General features: G+C 68.7%; 15 protein-coding genes. 12 read left to right on the top strand and 3 right to left on the bottom strand.

Going from position 1 to position 16,142, the window contains the following annotated elements; translation table 11 throughout:
• Positions 1 to 14 precede the first annotated feature (14 nt).
• Entirely contained in the window at positions 15 to 902 is an 888-nt protein-coding gene (locus N416_RS0118280; protein WP_024443549.1) for a DUF732 domain-containing protein, read from the bottom strand.
• Between the two features lie 521 nt (positions 903 to 1,423).
• Between N416_RS0118280 and N416_RS0118275 the strand changes: the two genes are divergently transcribed.
• From N416_RS0118275 to ribD, 6 genes are all read left to right on the top strand, one after another.
• Positions 1,424 to 2,308, top strand: coding sequence for a universal stress protein (locus N416_RS0118275; protein ID WP_024443548.1), 885 nt, complete (start codon positions 1,424 to 1,426; stop codon positions 2,306 to 2,308).
• Positions 2,309 to 2,378: 70 nt separating this feature from the next.
• Positions 2,379 to 3,884 carry a bifunctional aminoglycoside phosphotransferase/ATP-binding protein gene (locus N416_RS0118270; RefSeq protein ID WP_051190312.1) on the top strand — a complete coding sequence of 502 codons (1,506 nt, stop codon included), beginning with the start codon at positions 2,379 to 2,381 and terminating at the stop codon, positions 3,882 to 3,884.
• Positions 3,885 to 3,893: 9 nt separating this feature from the next.
• Positions 3,894 to 4,826, top strand: coding sequence for a methionyl-tRNA formyltransferase (gene fmt, locus N416_RS0118265; RefSeq protein WP_024443546.1), 933 nt, complete (start codon positions 3,894 to 3,896; stop codon positions 4,824 to 4,826).
• On the top strand, positions 4,823 to 6,229 hold the full coding sequence (locus tag N416_RS0118260) for an RsmB/NOP family class I SAM-dependent RNA methyltransferase (RefSeq protein ID WP_036458531.1): 1,407 nt from the start codon (positions 4,823 to 4,825) through the stop codon (positions 6,227 to 6,229). The genes fmt and N416_RS0118260 overlap by 4 nt, the downstream gene beginning before the upstream one ends.
• A 4-nt stretch (positions 6,230 to 6,233) precedes the next feature.
• A complete protein-coding gene (rpe, locus tag N416_RS0118255; protein WP_024443544.1) occupies positions 6,234 to 6,911 on the top strand; it encodes a ribulose-phosphate 3-epimerase in 678 nt (225 codons plus the stop codon).
• A gap of 49 nt (positions 6,912 to 6,960) precedes the next feature.
• Positions 6,961 to 7,992, top strand: coding sequence for a bifunctional diaminohydroxyphosphoribosylaminopyrimidine deaminase/5-amino-6-(5-phosphoribosylamino)uracil reductase RibD (ribD, locus tag N416_RS0118250; protein ID WP_024443543.1), 1,032 nt, complete (start codon positions 6,961 to 6,963; stop codon positions 7,990 to 7,992).
• A gap of 13 nt (positions 7,993 to 8,005) precedes the next feature.
• Here ribD and N416_RS0118245 read toward each other — a convergent pair whose 3' ends face one another.
• Positions 8,006 to 9,544: an MFS transporter gene (locus N416_RS0118245; protein WP_024443542.1), complete on the bottom strand. Its 1,539-nt coding sequence runs from the start codon at positions 9,542 to 9,544 to the stop codon at positions 8,006 to 8,008.
• A complete protein-coding gene (locus N416_RS0118240) occupies positions 9,544 to 10,242 on the bottom strand; it encodes an LppX_LprAFG lipoprotein (RefSeq protein ID WP_024443541.1) in 699 nt (232 codons plus the stop codon). Before N416_RS0118240 ends, N416_RS0118245 begins: the two co-directional genes overlap by 1 nt.
• Before the next feature lie 52 nt (positions 10,243 to 10,294).
• On the opposite strand from N416_RS0118240, the gene N416_RS0118235 reads away from it, so the two are divergent.
• From N416_RS0118235 to rapZ, 6 genes are all read left to right on the top strand, one after another.
• The gene (locus tag N416_RS0118235) at positions 10,295 to 10,903 is read left to right on the top strand and encodes a riboflavin synthase (RefSeq protein ID WP_024443540.1); all 609 of its coding nucleotides are present in this window, start codon (positions 10,295 to 10,297) and stop codon (positions 10,901 to 10,903) included.
• A 96-nt stretch (positions 10,904 to 10,999) separates the two neighbouring features.
• Positions 11,000 to 12,277: a bifunctional 3,4-dihydroxy-2-butanone-4-phosphate synthase/GTP cyclohydrolase II gene (locus N416_RS0118230; protein WP_024443539.1), complete on the top strand. Its 1,278-nt coding sequence runs from the start codon at positions 11,000 to 11,002 to the stop codon at positions 12,275 to 12,277.
• On the top strand, positions 12,278 to 12,760 hold the full coding sequence (ribH, locus tag N416_RS0118225) for a 6,7-dimethyl-8-ribityllumazine synthase (RefSeq protein WP_036458529.1): 483 nt from the start codon (positions 12,278 to 12,280) through the stop codon (positions 12,758 to 12,760). It abuts the gene before it with no gap.
• A gap of 47 nt (positions 12,761 to 12,807) precedes the next feature.
• Positions 12,808 to 13,236 (top strand): PH domain-containing protein, encoded by a 429-nt coding sequence (locus N416_RS0118220; RefSeq protein ID WP_046300472.1) that lies wholly within the window; start codon positions 12,808 to 12,810, stop codon positions 13,234 to 13,236.
• A 10-nt stretch (positions 13,237 to 13,246) separates the two neighbouring features.
• Positions 13,247 to 15,205, top strand: coding sequence for an excinuclease ABC subunit UvrC (gene uvrC, locus N416_RS0118215; protein WP_024443536.1), 1,959 nt, complete (start codon positions 13,247 to 13,249; stop codon positions 15,203 to 15,205).
• The gene (gene rapZ, locus N416_RS0118210) at positions 15,202 to 16,137 is read left to right on the top strand and encodes an RNase adapter RapZ (protein ID WP_024443535.1); all 936 of its coding nucleotides are present in this window, start codon (positions 15,202 to 15,204) and stop codon (positions 16,135 to 16,137) included. The genes uvrC and rapZ overlap by 4 nt, the downstream gene beginning before the upstream one ends.
• Positions 16,138 to 16,142 lie beyond the last annotated feature (5 nt).

Here is a 16,142-nt window from a genome sequence, read left to right as displayed (position 1 = left end):
CGGCCGGCCCCGCCTCACCACGGCACGAGTTGGATCATGCCGGGCGCCCTGGGTTGCGCCGGCGGCGGCTCGGCAGGCGTGCCGTTGTCGGAGCCCCCGCCGCCTGCGCCGCCGTTGTCGCCGCCGCCGTTCCCTGAGCCGCTGCGGTCGGTGGCACTGCCGGACGGTGGACCGCCGGGGGCCGGCAGGTTTTGCGGCGGCGGTGGCGGCTGCTGCGGTGGCGGGGGCAGGATCTGCTCCGGCGGAGGCGGCGGCGGGAGCTGCTCGGGTGGCGCTTGGGGCGGTGGGGGCTGTTTGGGCGGTGGCGGCGGCTTTTGTTGTGGCGGTGGTTTCGTGGCGGTCCCGGGCGACCGGGGGATCTTGGCTTTGGGTGCCTTCGGCGGTGGAATCTTCGGCGGTTTCGGTTGCGACGCGTCGCCGGTGGCTATGGTGTCGGCCGGTGAGCCGAGCACCGCGCCACCGGTGCCGGTCCGGAGACGGTGATGCGCTGCCACGAACCGGCCGGCGGGCGCGGTGGACGTGCGAGCGGCCGCCAGTGAAGCGATCTTGCCCTGGTCGCCCGGACAGTAGACCTCGACTGCTGCCGCTATGAATCGGCTCATGGTGGCCGCCAGCCGATCTGACTGCTCGCGTAATGCGGGGTTCATTCCGAAGGCATCGTTGTCCAATCCGTCCAGGACGGTGTGTGCCGGTATACCGTCGTCGAGTTTGCGGCACACGGTGTGGCCGGCGGCGACAACGGTCGAGATGTTTTCCATGGCGGGAATCTGCTTCTCTTGCAGTACCGCCAGAAACTGGTCGTCTTGATTCGGGTCTGCCGCTGCCGCGCCGCAGGGCAACATGGCAGCAGCGAGCGCGGTGATCGCGGCGGTGGTGACGCAGTGGTACGCCGGGTTGAACATGGCACGGCTCTCCGTTTCTTTTCCGGACCGTGCCCGTCGTCGGCCGTGAGGTGGGGGAGGCCGCCACCGTTGCCTGCATTGACAATTGACCCAATCAGAAACGGGCGGGGCGGTGGATGTTGTCTCCGCCGGAGTTGTTTGTCGCTTCTGCGCGTGGTTCCCCGTCCGTACCGGAGAGCAGCATGGGCAACTCGCGGGAATACGCAGCGGCGATAGCCAAAGGGTCGCGGTACTCGCGAGAACCTGCGCGTCGCTACCTGTGCTAGCTGCTATTGAACATATGTTGCGCCTCCGTTTGATGGGCGGTGGCTGTCGATTCGGCAGCTGCCATAATAGATCGTATACCGATATTTCATCATCGGAATCGGTGCCGCCGCAAGAGTTTGCAGGCCGTCACGTCAGGACAAAGGGCAGCTGGATCGGCAATTGAGGTCCAACGGCCCCTGCCGAATCATCCCGGGCCGCAGTAGTTTCAAAGGTAAGTCGGCTAGCCGGCTGATCAATATGGTTGGAGGCCTGCGATGTCACAAGTGAGAACGACACCCGGAATCGTGGTGGGTGTGGACGGATCGCCTGAATCCGACGCGGCAGTGACCTGGGCGACGCATGAGGCGATCATGCGCCAGTTGCCGCTCACGCTGCTGCATGTGGTGACACCCCTGGAGACCGGCTGGCCACCCGGGCCGATGTCCGAGGGAATCCCCAGCTGGCAGGCCGACGAGGCGAACAAGATCCTGGCGCGGGCCCGCAACGTCGTCGACGCTAGCCGGGGCGACGCCGCGTCACCGGAGGTGCGCACCGAGATGGCCTACGCCCAGGTGGTCTCGACGCTGATCGGTGTCACCAAGAATTGTTGGCTGACCGTCGTGGGCTCAACGGGATTGGGCGCGATCGGCCGCCTGCTGCTGGGCTCGGTGAGCACCAGCCTGATCCACCACGCAAAGGGTCCGGTTGCGGTCATTCGCACCGATCGCGCTTGCGCGACAGATGCGCCCGTGGTGGTGGGCATCGACGGTTCACCCGCGTCGGAGCGGGCTACGGCGCTGGCCTTTGAGGAGGCCTCCCACCGCGGAGTATCGCTGGTGGCATTGCACGCCTGGAGCGATGTCGGGGTCATGCCCATCCTCAACGTGGACCAGCACGACTACGAAGTCCAGGGCCACGAGATCCTCGCCGAACGCCTGGCGGGCTACCAGGAGCAATATCCGGATGTCGCCGTCGAGCGACGGGTCGTCTGTGACCACCCGGCTCGCTGGTTGGTCAAGGCGGCCGAGCGGGCTCAGCTGGTGGTGGTCGGCAGTCGCGGCCGTGGCGGATTCGCCAGTCAGCTGTTGGGGTCGGTCAGCTCCGCGGTGGTTCAGGCCGCAGGCATTCCGGTGATCGTGGTCCGCCCGGACGGAAGGTGACCGTCGGCCAGGCTCGGGGGCGGTCCGTTGCTCGCCCCCGCCCCGGGCCGCGCTGGTAACACTGGACGTCATGGAGTTCACGACACACGGCGACGTGGGTGCGCCGGAAGCGGCGCCCTACGTCGCGGCCCACGAAACGCACTCCGGCGTGGTGATCTTGGCCGGCGATCGGGCCTACAAGGCCAAGAAGCCGGTGCAGACCGACTTCCTGGACTTCCGTACCGTCGAGCAGCGCGAAGAGGCGTGCGCGCGGGAAGTCCGCCTCAACAGCCGAATCGCCCCCGACAGTTACTTCGGGGTGGCCCATCTCAGCGGTCCGTCCGCCGGGGCGCCCGAACCGATCGTCGTGATGCGCCGCTATCAGGACGACCAGCGGTTGGCTTCGATGGTCAGCAATGGTGCCCCGGTAGAAGGCGTGCTCGACAGCATCGCCCGGACACTGGCCGACTTCCACGACCGTGCCGAGCGCGGCCCGCGAATCAGCCTGCAGGGCAAGCCCGAGGCTATCCACCAACGGTGGTTCGACAACTTCCCCACCCTGCGCCGTCACGCTGACACCGTGGTGCCCGGCGAGACGGTGCGCCTTGTTGAGGATCTCGCCGGCGCATACCTTGCCGGCCGCGCGGATCTGTTCGCTCAGCGAATCGACGCGGGCTGCATTGTCGACGGCCATGCCGACCTGCTCGCCGACGACATCTTCTGGGCGGAGAACCGGCCGGTGCTGCTCGACTGCCTGGAGTTCAGTGACGACCTGCGCTTCGTCGACCGTATCGACGACGCGGCCTTCCTTGCCATGGATCTGGAATTCCTGGGCCGCAAGGATCTCGGCGACCACTTCCTGAACCGCTACGCCACCTATACGGGCGACGCTGCGCCGTCGTCGCTGCGGGATTTCTATATCGCCTACCGCGCCCTGGTGCGCGCCAAAGTCGACTGCGTGCAGCTGTCCCAGGGCAAATCCGGGGCCGACGCCGCGGCGGCGCGTCACCTCGACATCGCCGCGAGCCATCTGGAGCGCGGCGCCATTCGGCTGGTGCTGGTCGGCGGTGGCCCCGGAACCGGTAAGTCGACACTGGCCCGCAAGCTCGCCGAACGGGTCGGGGCGGTGGTGGTGTCCACCGATGACGTGCGCAAAGAACTGCACGAGTCCGGGCAGCTGAGCGGAGCGGCCGGCTCGCTCGGCGCGGGTTTGTACGCACCCGCCAATGTGGCTGCTGTCTACCAGGCGGTCCTGCATCGGGCGGGCCGGAATCTGGCCGGCGGTCAGTCGGTGATCCTGGACGGAACCTGGCGCGATGCGCAGGTCCGCGCCGAGGCCCGCCGTGTGGCGGCCGACAAACACGCGGCGTCCATGGAGATCCAGTGCGTGGTGCCGGTCGATGTCGCCGCCGACCGCATCCGAAGCAGGGCCCCGGGCAACTCCGATGCCACACCACAGATCGCCGAAGCGCTGGCAGCCCACGACTTCGAGTGGGACACCGCGCATCGCGTCGACACGTCGCAACCGCTCGATGACTGTGTGCGGAAGGCTCAGGAGCTGTGGCGCGCCGCGATCCAGCGGACCCGACTTCCCTAAACTGTCCCGGTGCGCATTGTCTTCGCCGGCACCCCGGACACCGCGTTGCCGTCGTTGCAACGGCTGATCGATTCGCCGCGCCACGACGTGGTGGCGGTACTGACCCGACCCGACGCGGCGTCCGGCCGGCGGGGCAGCCCACAGCCGTCTCCGGTGGCCCGGCTGGCGCTCGACCATGACATTCCGGTGCTGCGGCCGGCCCAGCCCAACGCGCCCGAGTCGGTCGCCGAGCTGGCCGCACTGGCGCCGGAGTGCTGTCCGGTGGTCGCCTACGGGGCACTGCTGCGCGACGCGTTGCTGGCGGTGCCGACGCACGGCTGGGTCAACCTGCACTTCTCCCTGCTGCCGGCCTGGCGGGGCGCGGCTCCGGTGCAGGCGGCCATCGCCGCCGGCGACGAGGTGACCGGGGCGACGACGTTTCGCATCGAGCCGGAACTGGATTCCGGGCCGGTCTACGGGGTCACGACCGAGACCATCCGGGCCGATGACACCGCCGGCGAACTGCTGGCGCGGCTGGCGGTCTCGGGCGCCGAGCTGTTGGCGGCCACCCTCGACGGCATCGATGACGGAGCGCTGCACGCAGTGCCGCAACCGCACGACGGGGTCAGCTATGCACCGAAGATCAGCGTGGAGGACGCGCGGGTGCACTGGGAGCTGCCGGCCACGGTGATCGACCGCCGGATCCGCGCCGTCACCCCGAACCCGGGCTCCTGGACCATGATCGGCGACCTGCGAGTCAGAGTCGGGCCCGTCAGCCTCGCCGCGGACGGGCCGGCAGGACTGCCACCCGGCGCCCTACATGTCGACCGCCGGCAGGTGTGGGTCGGCACCGGCACGGATCCGGTGCGATTGGGTCAGATCCAGCCGCAGGGAAAGAAACTGATGGACGCCGCAGACTGGGCGCGCGGCGCTCGGCTCGACCCCGAGGTGCGGGCGTCATGACCGGACCCCAACGCGGCCAGCGCCGGCCGCAGCGCCCCCAGGACGGCTCACGCAAACCCCGCCGCAAGCCCCTGGACCCGGCTCGTCGCGCCGCATTCGATGTGCTGCAGGCAGTCTCCCAGCGTGATGCCTACGCCAACCTCGCGCTGCCGGCGCTGCTGGCCGAACGTGGAATCACCGGCCGTGACGCCGCTTTCGCCACGGAACTGACCTACGGCACCTGCCGGGTGCGGGGCCTGCTCGACGCCATCATCGGCGCGGCAGCGCAGCGCCAACCCGAGACGATCCACCCGGTGCTGCTGGATCTGCTGCGGCTGGGCAGCTATCAACTCCTGCGCACCCGAGTCGAGCCGCACGCCGCGGTATCGACCACCGTCGATCAGGCTGTCCTCGAATTCGACTCCGCACGAGGCGGTTTCGTCAACGGCGTGCTGCGCACCATCAGCACCCGTGATGAGCAGTCCTGGACCGCGGAACTGGCACCGAACGCCGACAGCGATCCGATCGGCCACGCCGCCTTCGTCCGCGCCCACCCGCGCTGGATCGCGCAGGCGTTCGCCGACGCGCTGGGCGCCGCCGCCGGCGAACTCGACGCGGTGCTGGCCGGTGACGACGAGCGGCCCCGCGTGCATCTCGCGGCCCGGCCGGGCGCCTTGACCGCGGCCGAGTTGGCCGCCGCGGTGGACGGCGAAGTCGGCCGGTATTCGCCGTACGCCGTCTATCTGCCCGGTGGTGACCCCGGCAAGCTCGACGCCGTGCGTGCCGGTCAGGCCCTGGTTCAAGACGAGGGCAGCCAGTTGGTGGCCCGCGCCCTCACGCTGGCTCCAGTCGACGGTGACACCGGGCGGTGGCTGGACCTGTGCGCCGGACCCGGCGGCAAGACCGCGCTGCTGGCCGCCCTCGGCGCCCAGACCGGGGCGCGGGTGACCGCGGTGGAGCAGGCCCCGCACCGGGCCGCGCTGGTCGCCGATAACACCCGTGGTCTGGACGTGCAGGTGCTGACGGCCGACGGCCGCGACTCAGGTTTGGAACCCGGCTTCGACCGGGTGTTGGTCGACGCGCCCTGCACCGGATTGGGCGCCCTGCGGCGCAGACCCGAAGCCCGTTGGCGCCGCCTGCCCGCCGATATTCCGGTGCTGGCCAAACTGCAGCGTGAGTTGCTGGCCGCCGCGATCGGGCTGACCCGGCCGGGGGGAGTGGTGTTGTACGCGACATGCTCGCCGCACCTGGCCGAGACGGTCGGTGTGGTGGCCGATGCGCTACGCCGGCATCCGGTGCGGGCGTTGGACACCCGGGAACTGTTCGCCCCGGTTGACGCGCTGGGCGACGGACCGCACGTGCAGCTGTGGCCACACCGGCACGGGACCGACGCCATGTTCGCTGCGGCGCTACAAGTAATCTGAGCGCATGTCACGAGCCATGATCGCGCCGTCGATCCTGTCGGCCGATTTTGCCCGCCTCGCCGATGAGGTCGCCGCTGTCAAGGGTGCGGACTGGCTGCACGTCGACGTGATGGACGCCCATTTCGTCCCGAACCTGACCCTGGGTCTGCCGGTGGTGCAGAGCCTGCTGGCGGCCACCGACATCCCGATGGACTGCCATCTGATGATCGAGGACCCGGGACGCTGGGCGCCGCCCTACGCCGAAGCCGGCGCGTACAACGTCACGTTCCACGCCGAGGCCACCGACAATCCCGTCGCCGTGGCACGCGACATCCGCGCCGCGGGTGCCAAAGCCGGACTCAGCATCAAGCCCGGCACGCCGCTGGAGCCCTACCTGGAGATCCTGCGGGACTTCGACACCCTGCTGGTGATGTCGGTGGAGCCCGGGTTCGGCGGGCAGTCCTTCATCCCCGAGGTGCTGAGCAAGGTGCGCACCGTGCGCAAGCTGGTCGATTCCGGGGAGCTGAGCATCCTGGTGGAGATCGACGGCGGCATCAACGCCGACACCGTCGAGCAGGCCGCGGAAGCCGGCGTCGACTGCTTCGTCGCCGGTTCGGCCGTCTACAGCGCCGCTGACCCGGGCGCCGCCGTCGAGTCACTGCGGCGTCAGGCTCTGGCGGCGTCACCGCACCTGCGCGCATGACTATCGAAGGCCGCGGCGAGAGAGGAACGAGCGAGCGAGGAGTCGAGGCATGAGCGCTGCGTCGGCCGCCGAGCATGGCGTCGACCATGACGCCGCCATGCTGTTGGCGGTCGAACAGGCGCAGCGGGTCAAGGGCAACACCTATCCCAACCCGCCGGTGGGCGCGGTCATTCTGGATCGCGACGGCCGGGTGGCCGGCGTCGGGGGGACCCGGCCGGCCGGCGAGGCGCACGCCGAAGTGGTGGCGTTGCGCCGGGCCGGTGAGCTGAGTGTCGGCGGTACGGCGGTCGTCACCCTCGAGCCGTGCAATCACCACGGCAAGACCCCGCCGTGCGTGGATGCGCTGCTGGCCGCCGGGGTGGCGCAGGTGGTCTACGCCGTCGACGACCCCAACCCGGATGCGGGCGGCGGGGCGGCGAGACTGGCCGGCGCGGGCGTGCAGGTGATCTCCGGGGTCCAGGCCGCGGCCGTGAGCACCGGGCCGTTGCGGGAATGGCTGCACAAGCAACGCACGGGCCGCCCGCACGTCACCTGGAAATACGCCACCAGCATCGACGGCCGCAGCGCGGCCGCCGACGGTTCCAGCCAGTGGATCACCAGCGAGGCGGCCCGGGCCGATCTGCACCGCCGTCGCGCGGCAGCCGACGCCATCGTGGTCGGCACCGGCACCGTGCTCGTCGACGACCCCACTTTGACCGCCCGGCTGCCCGATGGCACCCTGGCCGACCGCCAGCCGCTGCGGGTGGTGGTGGGCCAGCGTGAGATCTCCGCGGACGCGCACGTGCTCAACGACGACTCGCGCACCATGGTGATCCGCACCCACGACCCGGCCGAGGTACTCCGCGCGCTCTCCGACCGGACCGACGTGCTGCTCGAGGGCGGCCCCACCTTGGCGGGGGCATTCCTGCGGGCCGGAGCGATCGACCGCATCCTGGCCTATGTGGCGCCGATCCTGCTGGGCGGGCCGGTCACCGCCGTCGACGACGTCGGCGTACCCAACATCGCCCGGGCACTGCGCTGGCGATTCGACACCACCGAGCAGATCGGCCCCGACCTGCTGTTGAGCCTGGTGCCGCACTAACGGCTGGCGCCGCTCACCGGGAGATGGCGACCTCCGGCTCGGGCACCTCGGGATCTTCGGCGTGCACATCGTTGCTGCCGATGAACAATCCCAGCACCGCGCCCACCACACAGATGAGGGCGGTGATTCCGAAGATCTCGCCGTACATCATGGCGAAGGCCAGCTTGGAGTTGGCCGCAGTCGCGGCCATCTTCTCGGCCAGGCTGCCGCCGGGCATCTTGGGTAGGCCGGCCAGGATCTGGTTGAACCGGTACAGGCCCCACGCCGACAGCGCAGCCATGCCGACCAGCATCCCCGTCATCCGGGCCACCACCACACCCGCCGCGGCAATGCCGTGCTCCCGTGGCGGCACCACGCGCATCACCGCTGAGGTCAGCGGGCCGATCACCAGGCCCAGACCGAAGCCGGCCAGCACCTGGTCGGTGTGTGCCGCCGGAAGGCTCAAGCCGAGTACATCGTGGTGATAGGCCATCAGGTCGACCGGCCATTTCGAGATCAGCCAGTAGCCCCCGGCGGCGATGAGCAGCCCGGCGAACGTCACCAGCCGGTCACCGACCACGGTGGCTATCGCCCCGCCCACCACGGCGCCGATGGGCAGCGCGGCCAGGAACCACAGCAGCAGCATCGCCGCCTCGTTCTGGGTCTTGCCGAGCACGCCCTGGCCGAACAGCTCGACGTCAACCAGGGTGACCATCAACGCGGCGCCGGCGCAGAGCGAGGAGCCCAACGCGGCCAGAAACGGGCCGATCCGGGCGCCGGCCGGGTCGAGCAGCTTCGTCGGCGACTTGATCTCCCAGACCACGAACGCCACCAGCGCGATCGCGGCAAACAACAGGTAGGCCGCACCGTGGTCGGGAAGCGCCTGCTTAGCGCTGGGGTCGGGGTTGTACAGCCCGATCGTCAGCAAGCCCAGGATCACCGCCAGCAGCAGCCCGCCGACCACATCGACCCGCTCCCGTGCGGCGTCCTGAGATTGCGGAGGCAGACTGAAGTGGATCAACACCATGGCCAGCACCGTCAGCGGCACGTTGATCCAGAACACGTCTCGCCAACTGGTCAGCGCCCAGACGATGAAGATGCCGTACAGCGGACCCAGCACACTGCCCAGTTCCTGGGCGCCGGCGATCCAGCCCAACACCGCCGACCGGCGGCGCTGCGCCCACAGGTCAGCGCCGAGGGCGAACGTCACCGGCAACAGCGCCCCGGCCGCGACGCCCTGGATGGTGCGGCCGACCACCAGCATCGACAGGTCGGTCGACAGTGCGGTCACCACCGATCCGATGGCGAAGGTGGCCAGGCTGAGCTGCAGCAACAGCTTGCGGCCGAACCGGTCAGACGCCCGGCCCAACAGCGGCATCGCAGCGATGTAGCCGAGCAGATAACAGGTGATGATCGGGGTCAGCTGCTGGATCTTGTTGATCGGGATGCCGACACCCGCCGGCTGCGGAGCCATGATGTCGCGCATGATCGTGACCACGACATAGGTGTCGAGTGCCCCGAGCAGGACGGCGAGGCTACCTGCGCTGATCGCCAGCGTGCGGTTGACCCGCATTACGCTCCCGCCGGCTTCTCAATCGTGACGGCTGCGTTCCAGTTCGACAGGGTCATCTGGATGGCGTTGCCCGCGCTGGGGTTGAGCTGGGCCTGAACCAGCTGGTGGTCACCATCCTCGGAGATCCACACCGTGGCCGGCGTCGGAGCGGTGGCCTTGAGCTGCGGCGCCAGGGAGTTCACCGCGTCGGCGGGCGCGTTGCCGGTGACCCGAACGGTCTTCTGGCCGTTGATGGTGTCGCGGCCGGCGGACTTCGCGTCGGTCAGGTTGGACAGCATGTTGGCCAAGCCCTTCTCCGGGCTCAGAATCGCGGCCACGTCGTAGATCTTGTCGGCGGAGCCGTAGTTGTCGTAGTCATCGCCGGTGATCGCCGCGTAGAGGTCGCCATCGATCACGACGAACTTGGCGTCGACGTCCGAGCCCAGCATCATGATGGTCGCGCTGCCCTTGGCTGCGGTGGTCGGCTGGGTGGTCAGGTCGCCCTCAAGGGTCTTGACCGGCAGGTTCTTGATCTGGCCGGTCACCGAGAGTGCCAGGTGCGCGCTCTTGAGGTTGGCGGTGGTGGTGGCCGATTCCTTGACCAGCGTCGAAGCGTCGGGCAGCGGTCCGCCGGCATCCTTGGAAGAACAGCCGGCGAGCAGCGCGGCGGCAGTGGTCGCGGTGGCCAGGGCGATGAGAAGTCTGCGCATGGGGGACATCGTATAGAGGCCGCCTGGTCGAGGTAGGGCAGCGTAGACATAGCCTGGTGTGATGTTCACCGGAATCGTCGAGGAGCTGGGCGAGCTGGTCGGCCGCGAGGACCTCGCCGACGCTGCGCGCCTGGTCATCCAGGGCCCCACGGTCACCTCCGACGCCCGCCACGGCGACTCGATCGCCGTCAACGGTGTGTGCCTGACCGTTGTCGATGTCGAGCCCGGCGGCCGCTTCAGCGCCGACGTGATGCTTGAGACGCTGGAGCGGTCCAGCCTGGGATCGTTGCAGGTAGGAAGCCCGGTGAACCTGGAACGTGCGGCCGCTCTGAACAGCAGACTGGGCGGCCACATCGTGCAGGGCCACGTCGACGGCACCGGGCGGGTGCTGTCCCGCACCCCGGGGCAGCACTGGGAAGTGGTGCGGATCGAGCTGCCGGCGTCGCTGGCGCGCTACGTGGTGGAGAAGGGCTCGATCACCGTGGACGGAACCTCGCTGACGGTGTCCGGACTGGGCGCCGACCCCGATGACTTCTTTGAAGTCTCGCTGATTCCGACCACCTTGGAACTGACCACCCTGGGCCGGGCGCCGGTCGGCGCGGTGGTCAATCTCGAGGTGGACGTGATCGCCAAGTATGTCGAGCGGTTGGTGACAAAGCCCACGGAATGACTCCGCGGGGCAAACCGTGGGTCCGGGGTGGTTCATACTGGATGGGCGGGTTGCGCCGACGGGGCGCTTTCCGACGGCGAAACCAAGGTGGCACAGATGACGAAGTTGGACACCGTCGAGCGGGCGGTTGCCGACATCGCGGCCGGCAAGGCCGTCGTCGTCATCGACGACGAAGACCGCGAGAATGAAGGCGACCTGATCTTCGCCGCTGAGAAGGCCACCCCCGAGCTGGTGGCGTTCATGGTCCGCTACACCTCCGGCTACCTGTGTGTGCCCCTGGACGGCGCCATCTGCGACCGGCTGGGCCTGCTGCCGATGTATGCGGTGAACCAGGACAAGCACGGCACCGCCTACACCGTCACCGTCGACGCCAAAAACAATGTTGGAACGGGGATTTCGGCATCTGACCGGGCCACCACGATGCGTCTGCTGGCAGAGCCGGGCAGTGTCGCCGACGACTTCACCCGCCCCGGCCACGTGGTGCCGCTGCGCGCCAAGGACGGCGGAGTGCTGCGCCGGCCGGGCCACACCGAGGCCGCGGTCGACCTGGCCCGGATGGCCGGCCTGCAACCCGCCGGCGCGATCTGCGAGATCGTCAGCCAAAAGGACGAGGGCGCGATGGCCCAGACCGAGGAGCTGCGAGTCTTTGCCGACGAGCATGGGCTGGCCCTGATCTCCATCGCCGACATGATCGAGTGGCGGCGCAAGCACGAAAAGCACATCGAACGGGTCGCCGAGGCCCGCATCCCGACCCGGCACGGCGAGTTCCGCGCGGTCGGCTACACCAGCGTCTACGAGGACGTCGAGCATGTCGCGCTGGTCCGCGGCGAGATCGCCGGGCCGAACAACGACGGCGACGACGTGCTGGTTCGCGTGCACTCGGAGTGCCTGACCGGCGATGTTTTCGGCTCCCGGCGCTGTGACTGTGGTCCGCAGCTGGACGCGGCACTGGCGATGGTCGCCCAGGAGGGCCGCGGCGTGGTGCTCTACATGCGTGGCCACGAGGGCCGCGGCATCGGGCTGCTGCACAAACTGCAGGCCTACCAGCTGCAGGACGCCGGCGACGACACTGTCGACGCCAACCTCAAACTGGGCTTGCCAGCCGACGCCCGCGACTACGGGATCGGGGCCCAGATCCTCTCGGACCTCGGTGTTCGCTCGATGCGGCTGCTCACCAACAACCCGGCCAAGCGCGTCGGGCTGGACGGTTACGGCCTGCACATCATCGAGCGGGTGCCGCTGCCGGTGCGGGCCAACTCGGAGAACATCCGCTACCTGCTGACCAAGCGTGACCGGATGGGCCATGAACTGACCGGCTTGGAGGACTACGACGACTCCGCGCAGTTGCCGGACGAATTCGGCGGGGCGATGTAAATGAGTCCCGCTGCAGGAGTGCCGGACATTCCGGCGCTCGACGCCTCTGATGTGCGTCTGGCGATCGTGGCCAGCACGTGGCACACCCGTATCTGTGATGCCCTGCTGGCCGGAGCCCGCAAGGTTGCCGCTGACGCGGGCATCGCCGAGCCGACGGTGGTACGGGTGCTCGGGGCTATCGAGATCCCGGTCGTGGCGCAGGAAGTTTCCCGAAACCATGACGCCGTCGTCGCGCTGGGGGTCGTGATCCGCGGTGCCACACCGCATTTCGACTATGTGTGTGATGCGGTGACGCAGGGCCTGACCCGGGTCTCGCTGGACGCGGCGACCCCGGTGGCCAACGGCGTGCTCACCGTCAACGATGAGGCGCAGGCGCTGGACCGCGCTGGACTGCCCGATTCGACCGAGGACAAGGGTGCTCAGGCGGCTGCCGCAGCACTCGATACGGCGCTGAGGCTGCGCGAGCTTCGCGCCGCACTGTGACGCCCCCGGCCGGATCCCCGCGCTGGGATCTTCAGGTACGTCCGCGCATGATGCGCCTGGGCGTATGGATCGTCGCAATCCTGATCGTGACCATCCATGTCGTGGTGAGCGTGTTGCTGACCATCCGTGCCAGCGGCGTGATCTTCCGTACCTATGACCGGGTGGCGGTGGTGGTGCTGGGCCTGATCGTCGCCGGCGCGCTGCTGCTGTTGACTCGGGCCCGGGTGCGGGCGGGCGAGTCCGGTGTGTCGGTCCGCAATGCGCTTTCAGACCGGTTGATTCCGTGGTCGGAGGTCGTCGGCGTCACGTTCCCGCCGGGCAAGCGCTGGGCCCGGCTGGAGTTGCCCGACGACGAATACATTCCGCTGGTGGCCATCCAGTCCGCCGACAAAGAGCACGCCGTCGAGGCCATGCGGGCGCTGCGGGCCTTGCTGTCGCGCTACCGGCCCGCGCAACAACCCCCCGATCGTCGCTAGCCTGGTTACCGTGCCAGACCCCGCGACCTATCGTCCGGCGCCCGGGTCCATTCCCGTCGCGCCCGGCGTCTACCGGTTCGTCGACCCGCACGGCAGGGTCATCTACGTGGGCAAGGCGAAAAGCCTGCGGTCACGACTGACGTCGTACTTCGCCGACATCGCCGGCCTGCACCCGCGAACCCGCCAGATGGTGACCACCGCCGCCAAGGTGGAGTGGACGGTGGTCAACACCGAGGTCGAGGCTCTCCAGCTGGAATACAACTGGATCAAGGAGTTCGACCCGCGGTTCAACGTCCGCTACCGCGACGACAAGACCTACCCGGTTTTGGCGGTCACCAGAGGCGAAGAGTACCCGCGGCTGATGGTCTACCGCGGGCCGCGCCGTAAGGGCGTGCGCTACTTCGGGCCCTACTCACACGCCTGGGCGATTCGCGAGACCCTGGATCTGCTGCTGCGGGTCTTTCCGGCCCGCACCTGCTCGGCGGGTGTGTTCAAGCGCCACCAGCAGATCGGCCGGCCTTGTCTGCTCGGCTATATCGGCAAGTGCTCCGCACCATGCGTCGGTCGGGTCAGCACCGAAGAACACCGGCGGATCGTGGAGGACTTCTGCGACTTCCTGGCCGGTAAGACCGACCGGCTGGTCCGCAGCCTCGAGCAGCAGATGCTGGCCGCCTCCGATGAGCTCGACTTCGAACGCGCCGCGCGTTTGCGCGACGACGTCGCCGCCCTGAAACGCGCCCTGGAGAAGCAGGCCGTGGTGCTCGGCGACGGGACCGATGCCGACGTGGTGGCGTTTGCCGAGGACGATCTGGAAGCGGCGGTTCAGGTGTTCCACGTGCGCGGCGGGCGGGTGCGCGGGCAGCGCGGCTGGATCGTCGAGAAGCCCGGTGACCCCGGCGACGCCGACAGCTCCTTGGGACAGCTGGTCGAGCAGTTTGTCACCCAGTTCTACGGTGACCAGGCCGAATTGGAAGGCGCCGCCGACGAGCCGACCAACCCGGTGCCGCGTGAGGTGCTGGTGCCCTGTCTGCCGGCCAACGCCGATGAGCTGACCAGCTGGCTCTCTGAGCTGCGGGGTTCGCGGGTCTCGCTGCGGGTGCCGCTGCGCGGCGACAAGCGGGCGCTGGCCGAGACGGTAGAGCGCAATGCCAAAGATGCGCTGCAGCAACACAAGATGAAGCGGGCCGGGGATTTCACGGCCAGATCGGCTGCGCTGCAGAATATTCAGGAGTCTCTGGGTCTGTCCGACGCTCCGCTGCGCATCGAGTGTGTCGACATCAGTCACGTGCAGGGCACCGATGTCGTCGGGTCGCTGGTGGTGTTCGAGGACGGACTGCCCCGCAAGTCGGACTACCGCCATTTCGCGATTCGGGAAGCCGCCGGCGAGGGGCGCTCGGACGATGTGGCTTCGATCGCCGAAGTGACGCGTCGTCGGTTCCGCCGGCACTTGGATGCCGAAGTGCTTGCCCCCGAAGGGAAATCACGTAAGTTCGCCTATCCGCCCAATCTCTACGTGGTGGACGGCGGTGCACCGCAGGTCAACGCTGCGGCCGCGGTGCTGGCCGAGCTCGGCATCACTGACGTCGCGACCATCGGCCTGGCCAAACGACTGGAGGAGGTGTGGGTGCCCTCTGAGCCGGACCCGATCATCCTGCCCCGGCAGAGCGAAGGGCTCTACCTCTTGCAGCGAATTCGGGATGAGGCGCACCGGTTCGCCATCACCTACCACCGGAGCAAGCGGTCCAAGCGGATGACGGAGTCGGTGCTGGACGCGGTGCCCGGGCTGGGTGAGCATCGGCGCAAGGTGCTGATCTCCCATTTCGGTTCGGTGGCGCGACTGAAAGGGGCTACCGTCGAAGAGCTCACTTCGATCCCGGGGATCGGCGCGGCGACGGCCGCGGCCGTCCTCGAGGCGCTGGGAGCCGACGGCGCGGCGGGCGCCGCTGAACAGCAACGGATGTCGGGATGACCACGGAATCACCGAAGGGCGTACGGGAACGCGATGTCGCCGGCCCGTCAGACGGCGCCGGTATCGACGTGGTGCTGGTGACCGGACTGTCCGGCGCGGGGCGCGGCACCGCGGCGAAGGTCTTGGAGGACCTGGGCTGGTACGTCGCCGACAACCTGCCACCAGACCTGATCACCCGCATGGTGGACCTGGGGCTGGCGGCGGGATCCCGGATCACCCGGCTGGCAGTCGTGATGGACGTCCGCTCGGCCGGCTTCACCGGCGACCTGGACTCGGTGCGCACCGAACTGGCCACCCGCGGCATCAACCCGCGCGTGCTGTTCATGGAGGCCAGCGACGACGTACTGATCCGGCGCTACGAGCACAACCGCCGCAGTCACCCCCTGCAGGGCCAGCAGACCCTCACCGAGGGCATCACGGCTGAACGGATCATGCTGGCGCCGGTGCGCGCGGTGGCCGACCTCGTCATCGACACCTCAGTGCTCAGCGTGCGCGAACTGCGGGAGAGCATCGAGGGGATGTTCGGTGGTGACGCCGTACTGGCCCCCACGTCGATCACGGTCGAGTCTTTCGGCTTCAAGTACGGCCTGCCGATGGACGCCGACATGGTCATGGACGTGCGCTTTCTGCCCAACCCGCACTGGATCGACGAACTACGCCCGCACACCGGGCAGCACCCGGCGGTACGCGACTACGTGCTGAGCCAACCGGGCGCGGACGAATTCCTGGCCGGCTACCACCGGCTTCTGGCCCTGGTGGTCAGCGGCTATCGGCGAGAGGGAAAGCGGTACATGACGCTGGCCATCGGGTGCACCGGCGGCAAGCACCGCAGCGTGGCTATCGCCGAGGCGTTGGCGCGCCTGTTGGATGCCCAAGACGACAACGACCAACTGTCGGTTCGAGTGCTGCACCGGGATCTGGGTCGCGAATGAGTTGC

The sequence above is a fragment of the Mycobacterium sp. UM_WGJ genome (genome assembly GCF_000455125.1).
Taxonomy (GTDB): domain Bacteria; phylum Actinomycetota; class Actinomycetes; order Mycobacteriales; family Mycobacteriaceae; genus Mycobacterium.
The sequence above is the reverse complement of the archived record's forward strand: the minus strand, read 5'-3'. Positions and strand labels throughout refer to the sequence as shown.

Bases quoted from the DNA above. Each gene is read 5' to 3' on its own strand.
- N416_RS0118240 (WP_024443541.1), bottom strand. From the start codon at position 10,242: ATGTCCCCCATGCGCAGACTTCTCATCGCCCTGGCCACCGCGACCACT.
- N416_RS0118230 (WP_024443539.1), top strand. From the start codon at position 11,000: ATGACGAAGTTGGACACCGTCGAGCGGGCGGTTGCCGACATCGCGGCC.
- ribD (WP_024443543.1), top strand. From the start codon at position 6,961: ATGAGCGCTGCGTCGGCCGCCGAGCATGGCGTCGACCATGACGCCGCC.
- N416_RS0118275 (WP_024443548.1), top strand. From the start codon at position 1,424: ATGTCACAAGTGAGAACGACACCCGGAATCGTGGTGGGTGTGGACGGA.
- rapZ (WP_024443535.1), top strand. From the start codon at position 15,202: ATGACCACGGAATCACCGAAGGGCGTACGGGAACGCGATGTCGCCGGC.
- ribH (WP_036458529.1), top strand. From the start codon at position 12,278: ATGAGTCCCGCTGCAGGAGTGCCGGACATTCCGGCGCTCGACGCCTCT.
- N416_RS0118220 (WP_046300472.1), top strand. From the start codon at position 12,808: ATGATGCGCCTGGGCGTATGGATCGTCGCAATCCTGATCGTGACCATC.
- N416_RS0118245 (WP_024443542.1), bottom strand. From the start codon at position 9,544: ATGCGGGTCAACCGCACGCTGGCGATCAGCGCAGGTAGCCTCGCCGTC.
- N416_RS0118235 (WP_024443540.1), top strand. From the start codon at position 10,295: ATGTTCACCGGAATCGTCGAGGAGCTGGGCGAGCTGGTCGGCCGCGAG.
- rpe (WP_024443544.1), top strand. From the start codon at position 6,234: ATGTCACGAGCCATGATCGCGCCGTCGATCCTGTCGGCCGATTTTGCC.
- N416_RS0118270 (WP_051190312.1), top strand. From the start codon at position 2,379: ATGGAGTTCACGACACACGGCGACGTGGGTGCGCCGGAAGCGGCGCCC.
- N416_RS0118260 (WP_036458531.1), top strand. From the start codon at position 4,823: ATGACCGGACCCCAACGCGGCCAGCGCCGGCCGCAGCGCCCCCAGGAC.
- N416_RS0118280 (WP_024443549.1), bottom strand. From the start codon at position 902: ATGTTCAACCCGGCGTACCACTGCGTCACCACCGCCGCGATCACCGCG.